This is a genomic window from Streptomyces sp. NPDC047453, from assembly GCF_040643155.1.
In the GTDB taxonomy this organism is placed as follows: Bacteria; Actinomycetota; Actinomycetes; order Streptomycetales; family Streptomycetaceae; genus Streptomyces.
The window spans coordinates 91,900-112,290 of sequence record NZ_JBEYTS010000019.1 but is presented as its reverse complement, the minus strand read 5'-3'; the positions used below and the strand labels follow the sequence as shown (position 1 = coordinate 112,290).

Here is a 20,391-nt window from a genome sequence, read left to right as displayed (position 1 = left end):
GGGCGGGCAGGAAGGGGAGTTCGCGGAGTCCTGGGCAGTCACGACTCAGGTTGCTTCCGCGCCCTCTGCTCAAGTTCCTGCGCGAACTCCAACCATGCTCCGGCACACGACCGAGCCAACTCGGCGACGGAGTTCGACCAGTGCGGTGGCACGGCATCGATCAGCTCGCACCACTCGACCGGCTCGATCACGTGACCGTCGACCCACCGGAGGAACGCGCGGCCGTTCTCCGCGTACCGCACCGCGGGATCCCTGCTCAGACTGCTCCTCACCGAGCGCCAGTCAGTGCCCGCCACAGTGTTGCCCGTTCTGTGCCGCTGCGACTCCACCGCAGCGTCGACGGATGGCCCACGCTCCTTGGCGGTGTCGCGCTGGGAGGTCAGGACCGGGTCCCGACCCGCTCGCAGCCGTTGACGCACGTCTCGCGCCGTGCCCACCGAGACCCCCGCCTCCCGGGCGATGGCGCGCAAGGGCGCATCGGGGTTCATGGCGATCACCTCGCTCGCCCGCAGCCTGCCGGCCGAACCGTCCACGGGACGGACTCGCCCGTCTCTCCCCACGCGGCCGCTCTCCCGCTGGGCCGGGACGAAGGAACGCTGCCGGATCGCGCCCACCGTCGTCGGAGACAGCCCGGTGGCAGCCGCGATGGCCCGGTCCGACCACTGCGGGTACGAGACGAGGATTCGGCCGGCCGCCGCCTCGCGATCGGCCAGCGAAAGCGGCAGCCCATGCTTGATATTCGCATTGACCGAGAGGAGAAAGGCTTCCTTTTCGTCGCCTTCGAAGAAGTTGACGGAGATGGTCTCGTCGCCCCGGAGCTTCGCAGCTTGCAGCCGATGCATGCCGTCAATGACCCGCATGGTGCCCCGGTGTACAAGAATGGGCGGAAGATCCTGCGTCGCAGCCAAGAGTTCCACATGCTGGGGACTCTCCCCGGCCAGTCGAGGTGAATCACCGGGCAGAAGCGATGATATCGGCATCGAAACCGGAGCCGCCTTGTCCAGCACGACCGGATCCTCCCCCTGCGCCTCCCTCGCAGGGATTTCCTGGCGATTTGAGTTGCTGTCTACTTCCAGGGCTTCCAAAGTGCTCCACATTCGAACACTCACCTATCAATAGGTAGGAGTCAGCAGAAAGCAATGCGCCTTCCCCATGCATCATTGCCACGGGTCTCAGTGTGAGCAACATCCACTTGGACTCCAGCGTGGGTAGTCTCTACTACTCGATCGAGTAGTAGACAGCCCAACTCGCCCGCGGTCATCATGAACAGTGGGGGGAAGGCGAACTTACGCGCAGGGTCGGTGCGATTAGCAATGCGCGGGATTCTTTCCGCCGGCGATCGCTTCAAGGTTTGCAAAGGTCGACCGAAAGGAGAATTTCCGGTGACGAATTCGAGGCGGCTGCGGAGACGGCGCCTGGGGCGCGTGGTGACCATGGCCACCGCGGTGGCCATGATGGGGTCACTGACCAGTGCCCTGCCGGCGTCCTCGCAGGAGGCGGCGGGCTTCGACCTCGATCACGGGAACGCCCTGATTGACGTTGTCTACAAAGAGTTCAACCCGGTGTCGCGTGAGCTCAACTTCGGCCGGTCCGTGTCGTTGACCGTGGATCGTGCCATGTTGGTGGAAATGCCGTGGTTCGACGCCATCGCTCCGTATCACCCGACGGCGGTGGGCATCTTCTCGGACCTCGGCCGCCGCCCGAAGGATGAACAGACGACGCGCAACAGGAACATCGCTGTCCTCTACTCCGCCTACACGTCGTTCAACGCGGTCCTCCCGCAGTACAAGTCCAAGTGGCTCGAGATGATGAAATCCGCGGGTCTCGATCCCGACAACACCGCGGAAGATCCGACCACTCCGAGTGGCATAGGCATTCTTGCCGCCAAGAACGCCCTGGCGGCGAGGATGCATGACGGTTCCAACCGGGACGGTGACGAAGGCGGGCGCAAGTACAACCGGCAGCCCTACGCCGACTACACGGGCTACAAGCCGGTCAACAGTGCGTACGAACTCCGCGACCCGTCCCGCTGGCAGCCGAACGTGAGCTCGGCGAACAACGTCTTCAAGATCCAGGAGTTCGCGACTCCCCAGTACGGCCGCCTGAAGCCGTTCTCGTACGACAGTCCCGCCCGGTTCAAGGTCTCCCCTCCGGCCAAGAGCAACTACCACAATCGCAAGGCCTACAAAGAGCAGGCCGACGAGGTGCTGAAGGCATCGGCGAACCTGGACGATCGTCAGAAGGCGATGGCCGAGTATTTCAACGACAAGGTCCTGACGTACGGGGTCGCGGCCGATGCGGTGGCTGTAAAGGGCAATTACGACATCGAGAAGACCGTCCAGTACGTCACCACTTCCGACGTGGCCGCGGTCGACGTCATCATCGCGACGTGGTACTTCAAGCGCAAGTACGATTCGGTGCGGCCGTTCAGCGCGATCCATCAGCTGTACGGGAACAAGAAGGTAACGGCATGGGGTGGGCCCGGGAAGGGCACCGTCGGCGACATCACCGGAGACGAATGGCAGAGCTACCTGAACAAGAGCTACTCTGCCGACCACCCCGAGTACCCTTCGGCCACTGCCGCGATGTGCCTTGTCTTCGCCCAGAAGGTGCGGCGTTTCACGGGCACCGACAAGATCAACCTCTACTTTCCCGTCGCCAAGGGTGCCTCCGTCATCGAACCGGGAGTCACCCCGGCCAGTGACCTCATGCTGCACTGGAGCAGCTGGACCGACTATGCCGCCGACTGCGGTAAGAGCAGGATCTGGGCAGGTGAGAATTTCCAGTCCGCAGTCGACGCCGCGGCTCAGTACGCGCCGCAGATCGGCGACCTCAGCTTCGACTTCGTTCAGCGCAAGCTGAACGGCGGCTGATCCTCCTCGTCGTCGGCTCCGGCCGCCGACGGTGCCCTCCGGCCCCGTCGGCGGCCGGCTGCTGTCGAGCCGCAGCGGAGCGCGCAGGGCGGTACGCCCCGAGAACACCGCCGGCAATGAGCTCATCGCGCCACCCGCGACCACAGCGACGGAGAGCGCGACGCACGGCTGCGGTACCAGGCATCCGGTAAATACGTGCCTTCAGCAGCGCAAAGACGTGATGTGCGCGCACCGGCCGCTGGGTCACGCTACCGGCACACGCCTCGACAGGGTGGGAAGCCCCGGCGCGGCCGGGCCGGTCCGGGCGAACGAGACCCGCTCATCCGGCGACCGGCTCGCGGCCGGCCGTGGCTCCCGGAGGCACGTCGCGCTGATCTCTCGACGGGAGCACACATGCAACCACCCAGCTCAACCGGGGACTTCACCCAACTCGGGCCGTGGGAGAACATGCCGGCGGCCCAGCAACCGGACTGGCGGGACCACGAGGACTACCAGGAGGCCTGCCAACGGCTGGCGTCGGCTCCGCCCCTGGTGACGGCCGCGGAGATCCGGCGGCTGCGGTGGTCGCTGTCGAGCCTGACGACGACCAACGCTCTCCTGCTTCAACTGGGCGACTGCGCGGAGAGCTTCTACGAATGCACGCCTCGACATGTATCGGAGAAGCTGCATGTCATCGACAGGCTGGGTGATCGGCTCAGCGAACTCACCGGCCAGAAGGTCATTCGTGTCGGCCGCATGGGTGGACAGTTCGCCAAACCCAGGTCGCAGGCGACCGAAGGTCACGGAGCACTGAGCATTCCCTCTTTTCGGGGGCACATGATCAATTCGGAAATTGCCGCGCCGGAGACCCGGAAGGCCAGCCCGCGGCGCATGGTGTGGGCCTATCAGGCCGGCCGCGAGGTGCATCGGGCGATGCGGGCGCACCGCCAGGGAAACGGTCGTATCCGGACCATGGAAGGGCCATGGTCGAGCCACGAGGCCCTGGTCATCGACTATGAATCTCGATTGATCCGCCGCGGTCCTGACACGGATGACCTGTTCCTGGCCTCGACACACCTGCCATGGATCGGGGAACGGACACGCCGGCCGGCCGACGCGCATGTCGCTCTGCTCTCCTCCGTCGTCAATCCGGTGGGATGCAAAATCGGACCGACCGCGAACCCGGACGACATACTGAGGGCGTGTGAGGCGCTCGATCCGCGACGCGAGCCAGGCCGCCTCGTCCTGATACCGCGGATGGGCCGAAACCAGATTCAGGAGGCCCTGCCGCCCATCGTGCGTCGTGTGGCGAACGCGGGACACCCGGTGATCTGGCTGAGCGACCCCATGCACGGCAACACCGTGAAATCCCGGCTCGGCCTGAAGACACGTCATCTCACCGACGTGATCACCGAGGCTCTGCGGTTCCGCGACATCCTCGAGGCGAGCCGGCAGCACGCCGCCGGGCTCCACCTGGAGGTCGCCGCGGACGACGTGACGGAATGCGTCGGAGGATCGGTGGAGAACGAGGACGAACTGCAGCGCCACTACACCTCGCTGTGCGATCCGAGGCTCAACGTCGACCAGGCCACCGAGCTCATCGAGGCGTGGGCCAAGGGAACGGTGACGGGCCGTTCCTGAGCAGTCCGGCAACGGCTGGAACGGTGCGGGCTGCTGGACAGGAGCCCGACCCGGCCGCATCCCTGACGGCCGTGGACGTGACGGCGGCCTCCTGCGAAGAGCAGGTCAAGGATCGTACCGGAGTGGTGCGGTACTACCCTTTCAGTTTCCCCGCCGACTCGCCCCGTGCGAAGGAGAGACCATGGCCCTCATCGAACCGAACGCCGTCGAGCTGCGGCATCTGGAGCGCGCGGTCGAGCTGGCCGCCGAGGCGGTGCGGGCCGGGGACGAGCCGTTCGGCTCGGTCCTGGTCGGTGCCGACGGGCAGGTCCTGGCGGAGGACCGCAACCGGGTGCACAGTCTGGACGACAACACCCGGCACCCGGAGTTCGAGCTGGTCCGCTGGGCCACCGCCCATCTCACCGAGCGGCAGCGGGCGGAGGCCACCGTCTTCACCTCCGGGGAGCACTGCCCCATGTGCGCGGCCGCCCACGGCTGGGCCGGCCTCGGCCGGATCGTCTACGCCCACTCGGCAGCCCAGTTGACCGACTGGCTGGCCGAACTGGGCGTGCCGCCCTCCCCGGTGCGCTGCCTGCCGATCCAGGACGTGGTACCCAGCCTGACGGTGCAGGGCCCCGTCCCGGCCCTGACCGACCGCCTGCGTGAACTGCACCGCGACTTCCACACGGCGGCCCGCCGATCCGATTCCTGACAACCGCGTACGGGCCCTCTCCTCCACCTCGGCAAGGTGGAGGAGAGGGCCCGTACGCGAAGTCGTCCCTACGACCGGTCGCCCTCGGTCTGCGGATGGACGCAGTGCCACCGGTGGGACTCGCCGGGGCCGGACCCGGCCGCGGGGAAGGCGGTCAGGCAGGTGTCGTCGGCCTTCCAGCAGCGGGTGCTGAAGGGGCAGCCGGGCGGCGGGTTGACTGCCGACGGCACCGGGCCGTGCAGCACGATGCGTTCGCTGCGCTCCATCAGGCTCGGGGTGGCCGACAGCAGGGCCTGGGTGTACGGGTGCGCGGGGGAGGCGGCGACGCGCCGCGCCGGACCCTCCTCCACGATCCGGCCGAGGTAGAGCACGGCGAGCCGGTCGGCGAGGTGCCGCACGGTCTGGATGTCGTGCGAGATGAACACCATGCCGAGCTTCAGCCGGTCCCGCAGGTCCACCAGCAGGTTCAGGACCTGCGCGCGTACCGACACGTCGAGTGCGCTGGTCGGCTCGTCGGCGACGATCAACTCCGGTTCCAGGGCGAGTGCGCGGGCGATGGCCACGCGTTGGCGCTGCCCGCCCGAGAGCTGTCCCGGCAGGGCCCGCAGGGTGTGCGCGGGCAGGCCGACCAGGTCCAGCAGCTCCTCGACCCGCGCGTCGCGTTCCTTGACGTCGCCCCGCCGGTGCACGTCCAGCGGGTCGCGCAGGATCCGGCCCACCGGCAGCCGGGGGTTCAGGGCGGTCGACGGGTCCTGGAAGACGACGCCGACGGAGGAGCCGAACTCGTCGCGGCGCCGGGCACCGGGCATCGCCCACAGGTCCTCGCCGTGGAAGGTGACCGTGCCCTCGGTGGGCCGCTGCAGACCGGTGAGCACCCGGGCCAGGGTCGACTTGCCGCAGCCGGACTCGCCGACCAGCCCGACGATCTCCCCACGCCCGACCTTCAGTGAGGCGTCGGTCAGGGCGTGCACGTGGCTCCGGTCGAACAGGCCGCCGCCGCGGGCCTTGTGGCGTACGTGTACGTGGTCGAGCCGGATCATCGGTTGCTCTCCTGAAGCAGGGCGGCCGGCACGGGGTGGTGGCACGCGGTGCTGTGGTCGGGCCCGCCGCCGGGCACGGGCGGGGTGGTGCGGCACAGGTCGGTCGCCGCGGCGCAGCGCGAGGCGAACCGGCAGCCGTCCCCGAAGCGGCGGGGCGCTGGGACGATGCCGGGGATCTGGTGCAGCCGTTCGGCGCCCGTCTCCAGCGACACGACCGAGCCGAGCAGCCCGCGGGTGTAGGGGTGGGCGGGCGCGGACAGCAGCGACCGGGTCTCGGCGACCTCCGCGACCTGGCCGGCGTACATCACCGCGATCCGGTGCGACAGATCGCCGACGAGCGCCAGGTCGTGGGAGACGAGGATCATCGCGAAGCCGAGCTCGTCGCGGAGCCGTTCGAGCAGTTCCACCACCTGGGCCTGGACGGTGACGTCGAGCGCGGTGGTCGGTTCGTCCGCGATCAGCAGGCGGGGGCTGCGGGAGAGCGCCATGGCGATCAGTACGCGCTGACGCTGGCCGCCGGAGAGTTCGTGCGGGTAGCTGCGCAGGGTCCGCCGCGGGTCGAGGCCGACCAGTTCGAGGAGTTCGGCGGGGGTCTGCGTACCGCCGCGGCTGGTGAGCTGCTTCAGCTGCCGGCCGACGAGCACCGAGGGGTTCAGCGAGGAGAGCGCGTCCTGGTAGACCATGGCGATCTCCGGGCCGTTGAGGGCCCGGCGCTGCCGGGGGCCGAGCTCCAGGAGGTTCCGGCCGCGGTACTCGATGCGCCCGCCGACCTCGGCGTTGCGGGCCAGCAGCCCCATGACGGCCAGGCTGGTGATGCTCTTGCCGCAGCCCGACTCGCCGACCAGGCCGAGGGTCTCGCCCTCGCGGACCGAGAAGGAGATGCCGTCCACGACCCGGGTGTCGCCGTAGCGGTCGGGGAAGCGGATGGTCAGGTCCTTCACGGCCAGGAGTTCGGCCGCGTCGTCGGCGACCGGCGCGACGGCGGGCGGGCCGCTCAGCACGCGCGCCGACAGCCGGGCGAGCGCGGCGTCGACGTCCGCGCCGGCGCCGACCGGGGTGGCGTCGGGCCGCACACCGTCGCCGGTCTCGGAGGAACCAGCGGACTGGGCAGAACCGGCGGACTCACCGGCACCAACGGCACCGGCGGACTCGCCGGACCCGCTGACGGAGGACGTCTCGGACCCCGTCTCGGAAGCCGCCCCGGACCGCGGATCCCCGTCGTCGGCGCGCGCGTCGGACGGCGCCGCCGCCGCGTCGGTGAGGCCCTCGGACAGGATGTTCAGGGCGAGCACGGTCGCCAGCAGCACCAGTCCGGGCAGCAGGGTGGCCCACCAGCCGCCCGACAGCAGGATCTGCCGGCCGTAGGACAGGACGTTGCCCCAGCTGGGGTCGGGGTCCTGCACGCCGGCCCCGATGAAGGACAGGCTGGCCTCGAAGATGATGGCGTCGGCGACCAGAACCGTGGCGAACACCATGACGGGCGCGGCGCAGTTGACGGCCACGTGGCGGACGACGATGTACGCGCGGCGGGCGCCGATCACCTTCTCGGCGGCCACGTAGTCCTCGCCGTACTGCGCCATGACGTTGGCGCGCACCACACGGGCGAGCGAGGGCATGTAGACGAAGGCGATGCACAGGATGAGCACGGGCAGGCTGGTGCCGAAGACGGTGACCAGCACGGCCGCCAGCGCGATCGGCGGGAAGGCCATGACGATGTCGAGCGTGCGCATCACCGACTCGTCGCCCAGTTTGCGCGAGGTGGCGGCGAGCGAGCCGAGGACCGCGCCCAGCACGAGGGCGGCGGCGGTCGAGCCCAGGCCGATGACCAGGGAGTACCGGGCGCCGTAGACGACACGGGCGAAGATGTCCCGGCCGACCCGGTCGGTGCCGAACCAGTGGGCGCCGCCGGGTGCCTGCACGGGGGTGCCGGTGGCGAGCGGATCGGCGGCGATCAGCGGCGCGAACACGGCGGCGAGGACCACGATCCCCAGCACGCCCAGGGCGATGCGCGAGGACAGGGGAAGCGCCCGGAACCGGATGCCGGGGCGGGACAGTCTCCTGACGAGACCGCTTCTGGGGAACATGTCACACCGTCCTGATACGCGGGTTGACCAGCAGGTACAGCAGGTCGACGACGACGTTGACGACCAGGAAGGCGACGGCGATGGTGAGCACGGTGCCCTGGACGAGGGCGACGTCGCCGCCGGTGACCCCCTCGAGGATCAGCTTGCCCATGCCGGGCAGGTCGAAGATCGTCTCGATCACGACCGCGCCGCTGAGCAGGTAGCCCACCCGTACGCCGAGCACGGTCAGCGGGGTGATGAGCGCGTTGCGCAGCACGCCCCGGACGACGACGTGACGGGGCAGTCCGTTGCCGGTGGCGGTCCGTACGTAGTCGCGGTCCAGCTCGGCCACCATGGAGGTCCGCACCAGACGGGCAAGCGAGGCCGCCACGGGGACGGCGAGGGCGAAGGCCGGCAGGGCCATGGACCTGAGCCAGCCGCTGAAGGAGTCGGCCGGGTTGACGTAGCCGCCGGTGGGGAACACCGGGCTGTTCAGGGCGAACTGCTGGATGAGCAGCACTCCGAGCCAGAACGACGGGATGGCGACGCCCGCGATCGACAGCACACGGGTGAGCTGGTCGGGCCAGCGGTCCCGGAAGACGGCGCCGGTCACGCCGAGCACGAGGGCGAGGACGATCGCGATCACCAGGCCCAGGGCGGTGAGCTGGATGGTGAGGGGCAGCGCGATGGAGATCCGGTCGAGCACCGGCTGGCTGGGCGGCACGGTGGAGCCGAGGTCGCCGCTCAGCAACTGGCCGAGGAAGCGGACGTAGCGCACCGGCAGTGGGTCGTTGAGGCCGTTGGCCTCGGCGAAGGCGGCGCGGGCCGCGGCCGAGGCACCGTCGCCCAGGGCGTTGTAGGCGGGGTCGACGGGCGAGAACTGAAGCACCACGAAGACGAGCAGCGTGATGCCGAGGATCATCACCGGCATGATCGCCAGACGGCGCAGCGCGAGCCGGAGGAATGTGACCATCGTGGGTTCCTAGGGAAGGGGAGGGCACCGGGGCGCGGCAGCCGCCCGGCGGGGGGCCGGGCGGCTGCCGCGGCTCCGGGGTCAGACGCGGGTCAGGCGCGGCTGACGTCCAGGAGGGACAGGCCCGTGGTCGGCAGGGGCTTGAAGCCCTTCAGTGCCTTGTCGTTCCAGGCGGTGGGCAGCTTGCGGTGCAGGACGGGGTAGAGGGCGGCCTCGTCCGCGACCAGGTCGACGGCCTGGCCCCACAGGTCCTTGCGCGTGGCTTCGTCGGTGGCCTGGGCGGCCTTGTCCAGCAGGGAGTTGACCTTCTTGTACGCGGCGGTCCCGCCCCAGCCGTAGCGGCTCTCGGGCCACAGTCCGGAGTAGTACCAGCGCATCAGCAGGTCGACGTCGTTGCCGAAGACGGACGGGTCGCCGGGGGCGAGCAGGACCGTGTAGGAGCCGGCGTCCACCTTGGCGTACTGGGCGGAGGACTGGCCGATGCTCAGCGTGGTCTTCACGCCGATGGCGTCCCAGCTCTCCTTGACCAGCGGGGCCACGTCCTTGACCCAGCCGGTGTCGGTGGTGAGCAGGGTGACCGTGAGGTTCTTGACGCCGGCCTCGCCGAGCAGCTTCCTGGCCCTGGCCGGGTCGTGCCCGTAGACCGTGGCGGCCTGGTGGAAGTCGGGGTGGGTGGGCTGGAGGTAGCTGCGGGCGGCCGAGCCGTTGCCGGCCATGGCCGTGGTGATGAGCTTGTCGGTGTCCAGCGCGTAGTGGAGCGCCTGGCGCACGCGCTTGTCGTCGAAGGGCTTCTGCTTGCAGTTGAACATCAGGAAGAGCAGGCCGAAGGACTGCACGGACTCGACCTTGGCCTTCCTGGCGAGGCGGTCCACGTCCAGGTAGGGCACGTCCTCGATGGCCTGCACCCGGCCCGACTCCATGGCGCTGACCCGGGCGGCGGGGTCGGAGACCAGGCGCCAGACCATCTTCTTGGCCTTGGCCGGGTGGCTGCCGTTGTACTTGTCGTACGCCTCGAAGACGATCTTGTCCTCGCGGGTCGCCGAGACCATCCGGTAGGGGCCCGAACCCACGGGCAGGGCGTCGAAGCCCTTCTGGTCCGCCTCCACCAGCTTCTTCGGAACGATCTTGGCGACCGAGACACGGCCGGGGAACAGCGCGAAGGGGTACTTCAGCTTGAACTCGACCGACTTGGCGTCGACCGCCTTGACCGAGTCGAGGAACGGCAGGAACTGCGCCATCAGGGACGCGTTCTTCTCGTCGAGGATCCGCTCGAAGCTGTACACGACGTCCTCGGCGGTGACGTCGGATCCGTCGTGGAAGGTGGCGCCCTCGCGCAGGGTGGCGCGGTAGGTGGTGGCGTTCACCTTGACGGGCAGCGCGGTGGCCAGGCCGGGCCTGGCCTCGAGCGTGACGGGGTCCAGGTCCACCAGGCCCTCGAAGACGTGCAGGTTGGCCGCGATCGGGGTGGCGCCGGAGGCGATCATCGGGTCGAAGCCGGTCGAGAGCGCGTAGGAGATGCCCGTCTCGATGGTGTCCGTGCCTCCTCGGCCGCTCGAGCTGGTGTTCGAGCCGGTCGAGGCCGGGCCGCTGCACGCGGAGATCGAGGCGGTCAGGGCCGAGGCGGCCCCGAGGGCGCTCGCGTAGCGCAGGAATCTGCGACGATCCATGCCGACGGGCGTCTTGTACGACACGTGAGGTCCCTCCAGGGGCGGCACAACGCGGGGAAGTGGAAGAAGAATTGGGGCCGCGACATCAGACGTCTGATGTCCGACCTTGATAGGCTGTGAAGGTAGCTTCATTGAGCAGAAGGGGTCAAGAGGTGAATTCGTCGCGTCCGCAAGAGGTCCGGGCGGCGGTCAGGCCGTCACTGCGTCAGGAGGTCTCGGAGGCGATCAAGAGCTACATCCTCGACAATCACCTCAAGCCGGGAGACCCGCTGCCGTCGGAGGCGGAACTGTGCACCGCCCTCGGCGCCAGCAGGTCCAGCGTCCGCGAGGCCGTGAAGACCCTGGCGGTGCTGGACATCGTCGAGGTGCGGCGCGGTCATGGCACGTACGTCGGCCGGCTGAGCCTGTCCGCGCTGGTGGAGGGCCTGGCCTTCCGCGGTCTGCTCAGCCCCAAGGACGACTTCCGGATCCTGTCCGAGCTGGTCGAGGTGCGCGAGCTGATCGAACGCGGCATGGCCGCACGCATCATGGCGACGCTCGGATCCGAGGATCTCGACGCCCTCGACGTCCTCGTCGACGAGATGGACCGTCGCGGCGCCCACGACGACCACGGCTTCGCGGAATGCGACCGGGCCTTCCATGAGCGGCTGATGGAACCGCTCCAGAACGAGCTGGTCAGCCAGCTCTCGCTGGCCTTCTGGGACGTCTACGCCATCGTCGCGCCGCAGTTGGAGGGCATCTCCGAGGAGGCCGAGGCGGGAACCATCGCCGACCACCGCGCCATCGTGCGGGCGGCCAGGCAGGGAGACGTCGAGGGGTTCGTGCACGCCCTCTCCGGCCACTACGCGCCGGTGCGCAGGCGGCTGGCGGAGGCTCAGGCGCAGGCGGGCCGGGGCGCGGTGGGCGAGGTCGAGCGCACCGCCTGACCGGTCACCGGAGCGGCCCGCCCGTACCGGTGGGCCCCGGACGTCGTTCCCCTCGTCGGGACTTGCCGCCCGGGTCGGAATCGAGAGTGTGAGCCGTCCCCCTCTTGACCGACCCGGACGGCTGCGTCTTATTGTTCGGACGTCAGACATCTGACATCCCTTTCGTGGAGTAGCCGGCCGCGATCAGCAGTTCCGTCTTCCAGCCCATGGAGTAGCCCCCATGCCTCTGACCGCACCCCTGCGCGGAGTCGTCCCGCCCGTGTGCACCCCGCTCGACGCCCACGGCGAGGTCGACACGGCCTCCCTGGTCCGGCTGGTCGAGCACCTGCTCGACGGCGGCGTCCACGGGCTCTTCGCCCTCGGCTCGACCAGCGAGGTCGCCTACCTCACCGACGAGCAGCGGGGCACCGCCCTGGAGACGGTGGTCAACGCGGTCGACGGACGGGTACCGGTCCTCGCGGGCATCATCGACACCACCACCCCCCGCGTCCTCGACCACGCCCGCGAGGCGGCCCGGATCGGCGCGGACGCGCTGGTGGTCACCGCGCCCTTCTACACCCGCACCCACCCCCGGGAGATCGCCGCCCACTTCCGCCGGATCCGCCAGACGGTGGACCTGCCGCTGTTCGCCTACGACCTGCCGGTCTCCGTGCACAGCAAGCTGTCGACCGCCCTGATCCTCGAACTGGCCGCCGACGGCACCCTGGCCGGCCTCAAGGACAGCAGCGGCGACGAGGGCTCCCTGCGCCGCCTGCTCGTCGCACTCGGCGGAGGCCAGGGCCGCGCCGAGGGACCCGCGCCCGCCTTCTCCGTCCTCACCGGCTCCGAACTGACCGTCGACGCGGCGCTGCTGGCCGGCGCCGACGGCGTCGTCCCCGGCCTGGGCAACGTCGACCCCGCCGGCTACGTCCGGCTCTACGAGGCGGCCCGGGCCGCCGACTGGTCGTCGGCCGTCAAGGAGCAGGAGCGGCTCACCGGCCTGTTCGCCATGGTCGACGCGGGCCCCGAGGCCGAGATGGGCCGCAGCTCCTCCGCGCTGGGCGCGTTCAAGGCGGCGCTGCGCCTGCTGGGCGTCATCGACTGCGGCGACACCGCCTTCCCGCAGATCCAGCTGGGCGCCGCACCCGTCGCCGAGGTCGACGCGCGGCTGCGCGCCGCCGGGCTCACCCCGGTCCGATGACGCGGACCCCGGCCCCCGGCACCGCTCCCGTCATCGGACTCGACCTGGGCGGCACCAAGATCGCGGCAGCCCTGGTCGGCCCGGACGGCACGGTGCTGCGCCGGCACACCCGCCCGACACCGGCGCGGGCGGGCGCGCGGGCCGTGCTCGACGCGCTCGCCGTCGCGGCCCGCGAGGTGGACGACGGCGCCCGGGCGATCGGAGTCGCCGCCGCCGGTGTGGTGGACCCGCGCACCGGCACCGTCACCAGCGCCACCGACTCCATCACCGGATGGGCCGGCACCGCGCTGGCCGCGGGCCTGTCCGACCGTACGGGACTGCCGGTCGCCTGCGACAACGACGTACGCGCCACGGCCGCCACCGAACTCCCCGAGACCGGCGACCCGTCCGCCTCCCTCGTCTACGTCGCCGTGGGCACCGGAGTCGGCGGCGCCGTCGCGGTGGACGGCCGGATGCTGCACGGCAGCGCCGGCATCGCGGGCCACCTGGGCCATGTGCCGAGCCCCGAGGCCACCGGCCTGCCCTGCACCTGCGGCGGCAGCGGCCACCTCGAGGCGATCGCCTCGGGACCCGCGATCACCGCGCTGTACGAGCGCCTGAGCGGCCGGACGGCCGACCGCCTCCAGACCGTGGCGGAACGCGCCGCCGCGGGCGACGCCACCGCACGGCAGGCGATCACCACCGGGGCACGGGCCACGGGAAGCGCCGTCGGCGGCCTGGCCAACGCGCTCGGCCCGGACCGCGTCGTGATCGGCGGCGGCGTACCACGGATCGGCGACCTGTACTGGTCCGCGCTGACCGACGCCTTCCGCGCCGAGCTGATGGCCCCCCTGCGCCGGCTGCGCCCGGTGCCGCCGCGCCTCGGATCCGACGCGGCCGTACTGGGGGCGGCCCTGCTCACCCGCGCACTGTCCCCGCACTCCTCGTAAGGACCTCGATGACCACGACCCCCTCGCCCGTAGCCGCCGTCGCCGGCCGGCTGATCGTCTCCTGCCAGGCTCCCGAGGGCGACCCGATGCGCGACACCGCGACCCTGGTCCGGCTGGCGCGCTCCGCCGAGGCCGGCGGCGCCGCGGCCGTCCGCGTCAACGGTCCCGAGGTGGTGGCCGCCGTCGCCGCCGCCGTCGCCCTGCCCGTGATCGGGCTGTGGAAGGACGGCGACACCGGCGTCTACATCACCCCGACCGTGCGCCACGCCCTCGCCGTCGCCGAGGCCGGCGCCCACGTGGTCGCCGCGGACGCCACGGCGCGCCCGCGCCCGGACGGCGGCTCCTTCGCCGACCTCGTGACCGCCGTGCACTCCGCGGGCGCCCTGGTCATGGCGGACGTCGCCACGCTGGAGGAAGGCGTGCTCGCCGCCCGGCAGGGCGCCGACTTCGTCTCCACCACCCTGTCGGGATACGCGCCCGGCTCCCCGCGCCAGTCCGGCCCCGACCTGGAACTGGTCGCCGCCCTCGCCCGAGCGACCGGCACCCCCGTCGTCGCCGAGGGACGGATCGGCACCCCCGAGGAGGCGGCCGAGGCGCTCGCCCAGGGCGCCCACAGCGTGGTCGTCGGCACCGCCATCACCGCCCCGACCGCCCTCACCCACCGCTTCGCGACGCACCTCACACGTCGATAGAGGCGCCTTTACCTTCCGACGGTGCTCGGCGACGAGTCCGTCCGGCATCCTGGAGCAACCGTGCACCTCACCGCGCCATCCAAGCCGCCCTGGTTCCGCCAGGTGGGCCGCAGTCAGTGGAAGTCCTTCTTCGCCGCCTGGATCGGCTACGTCCTCGACGGTTTCGACTTCGTCCTGATCACCCTGGTCCTCACCGAGATCAGCGCCGACTTCCACCTCGACACCGTCCAGGCGGCGAGCCTGGTCTCCGCCGCGTTCATCACGCGGTGGCTCGGCGGCGCGCTCCTCGGTGCCCTCGGTGACCGCTTCGGGCGGAAGCTGTCGATGGTGGTCAGCATCCTGCTGTACTCCCTGGGCACCTTCGCCTGCGGATTCGCCTGGGACTACACCAGCCTGTTCGTCGCCCGGCTCGCCATCGGCATGGGCATGGCCGGCGAATACTCGTCCAGCGCCACCTACGTGATGGAGAGCTGGCCGGTGCACATGCGCAACCGGGCCAGTGGCTTCCTGATCTCCGGCTACTCCGTCGGCACGGTGCTGGCCGCCCAGGTCTACAAGTGGGTCGTGCCGTCGCTCGGCTGGCGCTGGATGTTCTACCTCGGCCTGATCCCCGTCCTGGTCGCGCTGTGGATGCGCCGCGCGCTGCCCGAGGCCGCCGACTGGAAGGCCTCGGTCGCCGAGCGGGAGCAGCGGCCCAACCCCTTCCGCCCGCTGTTCACCACCCGGTCCAGGGCCACCGTCAACGTGGTGCTCGCGGTGGCGGCCACCGTCTCGCTCCTCGCCGTCTTCATCCCGCTCGGCGACGGCCTCGTACCGGTGCTGTCGGTGCTCGCCGGAGCCTGCCTGATCGCCTTCGCCGTGCAGCTGGGCGGCCGCCGCGGCTGGCTGCTGTACGTGTCGATGATCGTCACGATCTTCTTCGCGTTCCTGTACTCCTGGCCCATCCAGGCGCTGCTGCCCACCTATCTGAAGACCGACCTGGGCTACGACGCCGGCCAGGTCACCGACGCGCTCTACTACGCGGGCTTCGGCACGATGGCCGGCTGCTGGCTGGCCGGGTTCATGGGCGACTGGATCGGCACCAGGAAGGCGTACGCCTTCACGCTGCTGGCCTCACTGGCCTTCGTCTTCCCGGTCTTCGCGGTACGCGACAGCCTGCCGTTGCTCGGCGTGCTGCTGTTCGTGCTCCAGGCCACCAGCTTCGGCATCTCCGGCCTGCTGCCCCGGTACATCGGCGGCCACTTCCCGACCCACACCCGGGCCGCCGCGCTGGGCTTCACCTACAACGTGGGCGCCCTGGGCGGCGCCGTGGCCCCCGTCCTCGGCGCCCGCCTCGCCTCCGGCATGGACCTGGGCCACGCGCTGGCCGTCCTCACCTTCGCCGGGACGATGATCGTCGTGGTCCTCGTCGGCTTCGACGTGCCGGGCCGACTGGGCCGGCTCCTCGACCCGGACGGGCCGGCCGACCACCTCGTGATGGAGGAGGACCGCCGCCCGGCCCCGGCGGCCCGTGCGACCGCCGGATAGCCGGCCGGGCCTGGGAGGGCGCCGCCGGTGATACCGGAGGCGCCCTTCGCGGCGCCCGTCAGTACGCGTGACCCACGTGGGCCAGCGCCTGCTTGAGCAGCACCCCGTGCCCGCCCGGCATCTCGCTCTGCAGCGCCGCGGAGGCCGCCTCCTGCGGGCTGAACCACACCAGGTCCAGCGCGTCCTGCCGGGGACGGCAGTCGCCGGCGACCGGCACGATGTAGGCCAGCGACACGGCGTGCTGACGCGGGTCGTGGTACGGCGTGATGCCGGCCGTCGGGAAGTACTCGGCGACGGTGAACGGCTGGAGGGACGCCGGCACGCGGGGCAGCGCCACCGGACCGAGGTCCTTCTCCAGATGGCGCAGCAGGGCGTCCCGCACGCGCTCGTGGTGCAGCACTCGGCCGGAGACCAGGGTCCGGTTGACCGTTCCGTCCGGTCCGATGCGCAGCAGCAGGCCGATGCTGGTCACTTCGCCGCTGTCGTCGACGCGCACCGGCACCGCCTCGACGTACAGGATCGGCATGCGGGCGCGTGCCGACTCCAGCTCGTCCGTGGTCAGCCAACCGGGCGTGGTTTCGGTCATGTCAGACATCGCTTGATCATACTTTCAGTGGTGCTCAACGGGGGAGGTCGGTGGTAGGGAGATCGGCGGGGTCAGCGGGGTCGTCGAGGTCGGTGAGGTCGGTGAATCCGTAGACCCGCCGGGCGTTGTCCCGTCCCGCCCAGCGGGCGATCCGCAACGCGTCCGCCGGGCTCAGCTCGTCGGCGTCCACCCGCTCCCGCAGCAGTCCGGCCAGCCCCTGCCGGAAGGCCACCGCGCCCAGGTGGTGGAACTCGGCCACACCGTAGGCGTCGGAGCTGTACAGCAGCTTGCGGAACGGCGTGATCTCCAGGGCCTCGGCCAGGACCGCCCGGGCCCGGGCGGGACCCACGTGGTGCAGCGTCAGACCGACGTCGAGGTACACCCGCTCGAACACGGCGGCCAGATAGGCGGCCTGGCGCTGGTAGGGCCAGCAGTGCAGCAGCAGGACCGGGACCGTGCCGGCGGTCAGGTGCAGCCAGTCGGTCAGAAGGGCGGGGTCCGCGCGGTGCAGGCGGATGTCGCCGTCGCCGAATCCGGTGTGCAGCTGGAGGGGCAGACCGAGGTCGACGGCCGTCCACAGCAGATGCCGTACGAGCACCGGGTCGTCGAGACGGTCGCCCGCGCGCGCGAGCCAGCCGGCCGCCGCCCGCGTGACCTCCTCCGGCGAGGGGCGTGCCGGGTCCAGGTCGAAGCCGGTGCGGTAGGCGGCCACCGACTTCACCGCGACCACGCCCGGCCGCCGCACGGCGTCCTGCGCGGCCGCACGGAAGGCGGCGCCGTACTCGCCGGGCTCGACGCCTTCGGCCGCCACGGCCTCCGCGACGCGCTCCAGCCGTACGACCTCGTACGCCACCGCGCCGCCGCCCGCGGCGCCGGCCAGCTCCCGCGGGGTGGTGCCGGGCTCGGGAGCGAAGCCGGTGTCGACGCAGAAGACGGCCGTGCCGCAGGCGCCGAGGAAGCGCCGGTTGACCTCCGCCGCGCCCAACTCGGCCCGGCGGTCCAGGTACGCCTCGGCGGGCGCGTGGCGCGGCAGGTCCAGGACCGGCGCGCAGTGCCGGCGCACGGCCACACCGACTGGGCTGTCGAACGGCGAGATGCCGCTGCCGGGCCACACCTCGCCCTCGGTGAGCAGGGACTCGAAGCCGGTCCGGTCCAGGTCGGCGGTGACGACCCCGTGGCAGTGGTGGTCCACGAGCGGCAGCGCCGCCAGCGCCTCCTGGACCCCTCCGGCCCCGGTCGGCGCGCTCATCAGTACGTCCAGCGGTACGCCGCCGCGACCTGTTCGTCGTCCAGCCCCTCGACGGCCGCGATCTCGCCCTGCCGCACGGCGGTGACCGCGTCGGCGAGGACCGGTCCGAGAGCCGTGCGCAGCAGGTCGTCCCCGCGGAACGCGGCCACCGCCTCCGCCAGCGAGACCGGCAGGCGCCGTACGCCACGGGCCGCCGCCTCCGCCTCGCCGAACCGGGCCGGGTCCCCGGTGATCTCCTCGGGCAGGGGCGTCGACGACGCCGTCCCGTCCAGCCCGGCGGCGATCAGGCAGCCCAGCGCCAGGTACGGGTTGGCCGCGAGGTCGACCGGTTTGACCTCCAGGTTGGCCGCCCGCGCGCCCAGCCCTCGGGTCCCGGTGACCACGCGCAGCGCGGCCTCGCGGGTCTCCCGGCCCCAGGCGGTGAACACCCCGGCCCACTGGGAGGGCTTGAGTCTGAGATAGCTGGACGGGCTCGGCGCGGTCACCGCCGTCAGCGCGGGCAGATGGGCGAGGAGGCCGGCCGTGAAGGACTCGGCCTCGGCCGTCATGCCGTGGCGGCCGTCGCCCCCGGAATGCAGGTTGGTCCCGTCGCGCCAGGCCGAGAGGTGGACATGGCCGCCGTTGCCCACGCCCCGCGCCAGGACCGCCGGCGCGAAGGAGACCTTCAGCCCGTGCCGCCGGGCCACGGCCCGCACGGTCTGCCGCACCAGCACGCTGCGGTCGGCCGCCGCCACCGGGTCCAGCGCGCCGACGGACACCTCGAACTGCCCGGCCGCGTACTCGGGGTGGAACTGGTCCACGTCCACGCCCTGTGCCGCGAGGGCCGCCAGCAGGTCGGCGGCGCAGTCGCTCAGCTCCACCTGCCGGACGGCCCCGTACGCCGGACCCGACACCGCGGGCTCGAACTCGCCGCCGGGCGCGTGTTCTTGGCCCACGGCCCACTCGACCTCGATGGCCGCCTCGAAGGTGAGGCCGTGGTGCCGCTCGGCGTCGGCGGTGATCCTGCGCAGGAACGTACGGCTGCACCCGGGGTGGCGCTCGCCCTCCTGCGTGATCCGGTCGACCGGGGCCCAGGCCCAGCCGGGCTGCCCGGACAGGACCACCAGGTGGTCGAGGTCGGGGTAGAGCCGCAGATCGCCGTCGGGGGAGCCGAGGACGTCGGTGGTGACGATCGAGTCGTGCGCCAGGAAGGTGTCGAACACCGGGGACATGCCCACTCCCCAGGCCGCCGCCGAGGGGAGCTTGGCCGTCGGTACCGTCTTGACCCGGGCGATCCCCGCGGTGTCGACGTAGGCCAGGACGACTCCGTGCACGCCTCGACCGGCGAGTTCACCGCTGAGCGCGGTGGCCCGTTCGACGTCGCCGGGACGCCCGCCGGGGACGGGGTCGGCAAGGGTGGTCATAGTCCTCCTCGACGGGCTCGGGCGAACCGGCGGCCGGGTACCGCACGCGTCAGGGTTTCACGGCGACCGCGCCGAACTGCGGTACCGCGGCGGGGGAGTCGCCGTCCGGACGCCACCGCGAGCACGGCACCAGGCCCGGCTCGACCAGATCCAGGCCCTCGAGGAAGGCGGCCACCTCGGCACGGGAGCGGGCGGTGATCGGCGGTGTGGCGTTGGCGTTCCAGAACTCCATCGCCGGGACGTTGCCCTCGCCGCCGAGGTCGGCGTCGTAGGTGGGATGCGTCAGCACCAGGAAACTGCCCGAGGGGACCGCCGCCATGACACGGCGGACGATGTCGCGCGCCTGGTCGGTGTCCAGCACGAAGTTCAGGATGCCCAGCATCATCACCGCGACGGGCCGGCCGAAGTCGAGGGTCGCGGAGGCACGTTCGACGATGGCCTCCGGGGCGTGCACATCGGCCTCGATGTAGGCGGTGGCGCCCTCGGGGGTGCTGGTCAGCAGCGTGCGGGCGTGCGCGAGGACGACCGGGTCGTTGTCGACGTACACGATCCGCGCGTCCGGGGCGATCCGCTGGGCTGTGTCGTGGGTGTTGTCGACCGTCGGCAGCCCGGTGCCGACGTCGAGGAACTGGCGCACCCCGCGCTCGGCGGTCAGGTGGCGGACCGCCCGTCCGAGGAACTCGCGGTCGGCGCGGGCCACCTCCCGGATCACCGGGAACATCCCGGCGACGTGCTCGCCGACCTGCTGGTCGACCTCGTAGTTGTCCTTGCCGCCGACCCAGTAGTTCCACACGCGCGCGTTGTGCGCCACCGCGGTGTTCAGCCTCGGCGACCCGTCCGGCGGGGTGTGGCTCTCGCTCACGTCTGCACTCCTGGTTGGTCGCGTGCCGTCTCGTGACGGTCGTGGCCGTGGTCGCGCCCTGCCCGCGGCCGGCCGCGGCCGACGTCGCCATTGTGCCGCCCGGTGATCAC

Annotated in this window: 17 protein-coding genes; 8 read left to right on the top strand and 9 right to left on the bottom strand. The window is 71.2% G+C overall.

Features of this window, described 5'->3' with window-relative positions; genetic code table 11:
- Positions 1-38 precede the first annotated feature (38 nt).
- A complete protein-coding gene (locus ABZ818_RS19185; protein ID WP_361415754.1) occupies positions 39-1,007 on the bottom strand; it encodes a ParB N-terminal domain-containing protein in 969 nt (322 codons plus the stop codon).
- Between the two features lie 375 nt (positions 1,008-1,382).
- Here ABZ818_RS19185 and ABZ818_RS19180 point away from each other — a divergent pair, with 375 nt between their 5' ends.
- The 3 genes from ABZ818_RS19180 to ABZ818_RS19170 all read left to right on the top strand — a co-directional run bounded on the left by ABZ818_RS19180 (position 1,383) and on the right by ABZ818_RS19170 (position 5,184).
- Positions 1,383-2,873 (top strand): DUF6851 domain-containing protein, encoded by a 1,491-nt coding sequence (locus tag ABZ818_RS19180; RefSeq protein ID WP_361415752.1) that lies wholly within the window; start codon positions 1,383-1,385, stop codon positions 2,871-2,873.
- 393 nt (positions 2,874-3,266) lie between these two features.
- Positions 3,267-4,493 (top strand): 3-deoxy-7-phosphoheptulonate synthase, encoded by a 1,227-nt coding sequence (locus tag ABZ818_RS19175; protein ID WP_361415750.1) that lies wholly within the window; start codon positions 3,267-3,269, stop codon positions 4,491-4,493.
- A 181-nt stretch (positions 4,494-4,674) separates the two neighbouring features.
- Positions 4,675-5,184 (top strand): nucleoside deaminase, encoded by a 510-nt coding sequence (locus ABZ818_RS19170; RefSeq protein WP_361415748.1) that lies wholly within the window; start codon positions 4,675-4,677, stop codon positions 5,182-5,184.
- A gap of 68 nt (positions 5,185-5,252) precedes the next feature.
- On the opposite strand, the gene ABZ818_RS19165 is transcribed toward ABZ818_RS19170, so the two are convergent.
- From ABZ818_RS19165 to ABZ818_RS19150, 4 genes are all read right to left on the bottom strand, one after another.
- Complete coding sequence (locus ABZ818_RS19165; RefSeq protein WP_361415746.1) at positions 5,253-6,224, bottom strand: ABC transporter ATP-binding protein; 972 nt, start codon at positions 6,222-6,224, stop codon at positions 5,253-5,255.
- Entirely contained in the window at positions 6,221-8,308 is a 2,088-nt protein-coding gene (locus ABZ818_RS19160; RefSeq protein WP_361415744.1) for a dipeptide/oligopeptide/nickel ABC transporter permease/ATP-binding protein, read from the bottom strand. Before ABZ818_RS19160 ends, ABZ818_RS19165 begins: the two co-directional genes overlap by 4 nt.
- Before the next feature lies 1 nt (position 8,309).
- The gene (locus ABZ818_RS19155) at positions 8,310-9,260 is read right to left on the bottom strand and encodes an ABC transporter permease (protein WP_361415742.1); all 951 of its coding nucleotides are present in this window, start codon (positions 9,258-9,260) and stop codon (positions 8,310-8,312) included.
- A gap of 92 nt (positions 9,261-9,352) precedes the next feature.
- Positions 9,353-10,927: an ABC transporter substrate-binding protein gene (locus ABZ818_RS19150; RefSeq protein ID WP_361415740.1), complete on the bottom strand. Its 1,575-nt coding sequence runs from the start codon at positions 10,925-10,927 to the stop codon at positions 9,353-9,355.
- 152 nt (positions 10,928-11,079) lie between these two features.
- On the opposite strand from ABZ818_RS19150, the gene ABZ818_RS19145 reads away from it, so the two are divergent.
- The 5 genes from ABZ818_RS19145 to ABZ818_RS19125 all read left to right on the top strand — a co-directional run bounded on the left by ABZ818_RS19145 (position 11,080) and on the right by ABZ818_RS19125 (position 16,181).
- Positions 11,080-11,853, top strand: coding sequence for an FCD domain-containing protein (locus ABZ818_RS19145; protein ID WP_361415738.1), 774 nt, complete (start codon positions 11,080-11,082; stop codon positions 11,851-11,853).
- Between the two features lie 220 nt (positions 11,854-12,073).
- Positions 12,074-13,033, top strand: coding sequence for a dihydrodipicolinate synthase family protein (locus tag ABZ818_RS19140; RefSeq protein ID WP_361415736.1), 960 nt, complete (start codon positions 12,074-12,076; stop codon positions 13,031-13,033).
- A complete protein-coding gene (locus ABZ818_RS19135) occupies positions 13,030-13,962 on the top strand; it encodes an ROK family protein (RefSeq protein ID WP_361415734.1) in 933 nt (310 codons plus the stop codon). The genes ABZ818_RS19140 and ABZ818_RS19135 overlap by 4 nt, the downstream gene beginning before the upstream one ends.
- Positions 13,963-13,970: 8 nt before the next feature.
- Positions 13,971-14,654, top strand: coding sequence for an N-acetylmannosamine-6-phosphate 2-epimerase (locus ABZ818_RS19130; RefSeq protein WP_361415732.1), 684 nt, complete (start codon positions 13,971-13,973; stop codon positions 14,652-14,654).
- 60 nt (positions 14,655-14,714) lie between these two features.
- Positions 14,715-16,181, top strand: a complete 1,467-nt coding sequence (locus ABZ818_RS19125; RefSeq protein WP_361415811.1) for a sialate:H+ symport family MFS transporter — start codon at positions 14,715-14,717, stop codon at positions 16,179-16,181.
- Between the two features lie 58 nt (positions 16,182-16,239).
- On the opposite strand, the gene ABZ818_RS19120 is transcribed toward ABZ818_RS19125, so the two are convergent.
- The 4 genes from ABZ818_RS19120 to ABZ818_RS19105 are packed head-to-tail and all read right to left on the bottom strand — an operon-like array spanning position 16,240 to position 20,281.
- On the bottom strand, positions 16,240-16,767 hold the full coding sequence (locus ABZ818_RS19120; RefSeq protein ID WP_361415809.1) for an NUDIX hydrolase family protein: 528 nt from the start codon (positions 16,765-16,767) through the stop codon (positions 16,240-16,242).
- A 34-nt stretch (positions 16,768-16,801) separates the two neighbouring features.
- Positions 16,802-18,016, bottom strand: a complete 1,215-nt coding sequence (locus ABZ818_RS19115; protein ID WP_361415730.1) for an amidohydrolase family protein — start codon at positions 18,014-18,016, stop codon at positions 16,802-16,804.
- Complete coding sequence (locus tag ABZ818_RS19110) at positions 18,016-19,419, bottom strand: glutamine synthetase family protein (RefSeq protein WP_361415728.1); 1,404 nt, start codon at positions 19,417-19,419, stop codon at positions 18,016-18,018. Before ABZ818_RS19110 ends, ABZ818_RS19115 begins: the two co-directional genes overlap by 1 nt.
- A 49-nt stretch (positions 19,420-19,468) precedes the next feature.
- Positions 19,469-20,281, bottom strand: coding sequence for an SAM-dependent methyltransferase (locus ABZ818_RS19105; RefSeq protein ID WP_361415726.1), 813 nt, complete (start codon positions 20,279-20,281; stop codon positions 19,469-19,471).
- Between the last annotated feature and the right edge of the window lie 110 nt (positions 20,282-20,391).

Excerpts from the sequence above, each read along its gene's own strand:
- ABZ818_RS19170 (WP_361415748.1), top strand. The coding sequence starts at position 4,675 with ATGGCCCTCATCGAACCGAACGCCGTCGAGCTGCGGCATCTGGAGCGC.
- ABZ818_RS19175 (WP_361415750.1), top strand. The coding sequence starts at position 3,267 with ATGCAACCACCCAGCTCAACCGGGGACTTCACCCAACTCGGGCCGTGG.
- ABZ818_RS19160 (WP_361415744.1), bottom strand. The coding sequence starts at position 8,308 with ATGTTCCCCAGAAGCGGTCTCGTCAGGAGACTGTCCCGCCCCGGCATC.
- ABZ818_RS19155 (WP_361415742.1), bottom strand. The coding sequence starts at position 9,260 with ATGGTCACATTCCTCCGGCTCGCGCTGCGCCGTCTGGCGATCATGCCG.
- ABZ818_RS19110 (WP_361415728.1), bottom strand. The coding sequence starts at position 19,419 with ATGACCACCCTTGCCGACCCCGTCCCCGGCGGGCGTCCCGGCGACGTC.
- ABZ818_RS19140 (WP_361415736.1), top strand. The coding sequence starts at position 12,074 with ATGCCTCTGACCGCACCCCTGCGCGGAGTCGTCCCGCCCGTGTGCACC.
- ABZ818_RS19165 (WP_361415746.1), bottom strand. The coding sequence starts at position 6,224 with ATGATCCGGCTCGACCACGTACACGTACGCCACAAGGCCCGCGGCGGC.
- ABZ818_RS19130 (WP_361415732.1), top strand. The coding sequence starts at position 13,971 with ATGACCACGACCCCCTCGCCCGTAGCCGCCGTCGCCGGCCGGCTGATC.
- ABZ818_RS19115 (WP_361415730.1), bottom strand. The coding sequence starts at position 18,016 with ATGAGCGCGCCGACCGGGGCCGGAGGGGTCCAGGAGGCGCTGGCGGCG.
- ABZ818_RS19135 (WP_361415734.1), top strand. The coding sequence starts at position 13,030 with ATGACGCGGACCCCGGCCCCCGGCACCGCTCCCGTCATCGGACTCGAC.
- ABZ818_RS19150 (WP_361415740.1), bottom strand. The coding sequence starts at position 10,927 with ATGGATCGTCGCAGATTCCTGCGCTACGCGAGCGCCCTCGGGGCCGCC.
- ABZ818_RS19120 (WP_361415809.1), bottom strand. The coding sequence starts at position 16,767 with ATGACCGAAACCACGCCCGGTTGGCTGACCACGGACGAGCTGGAGTCG.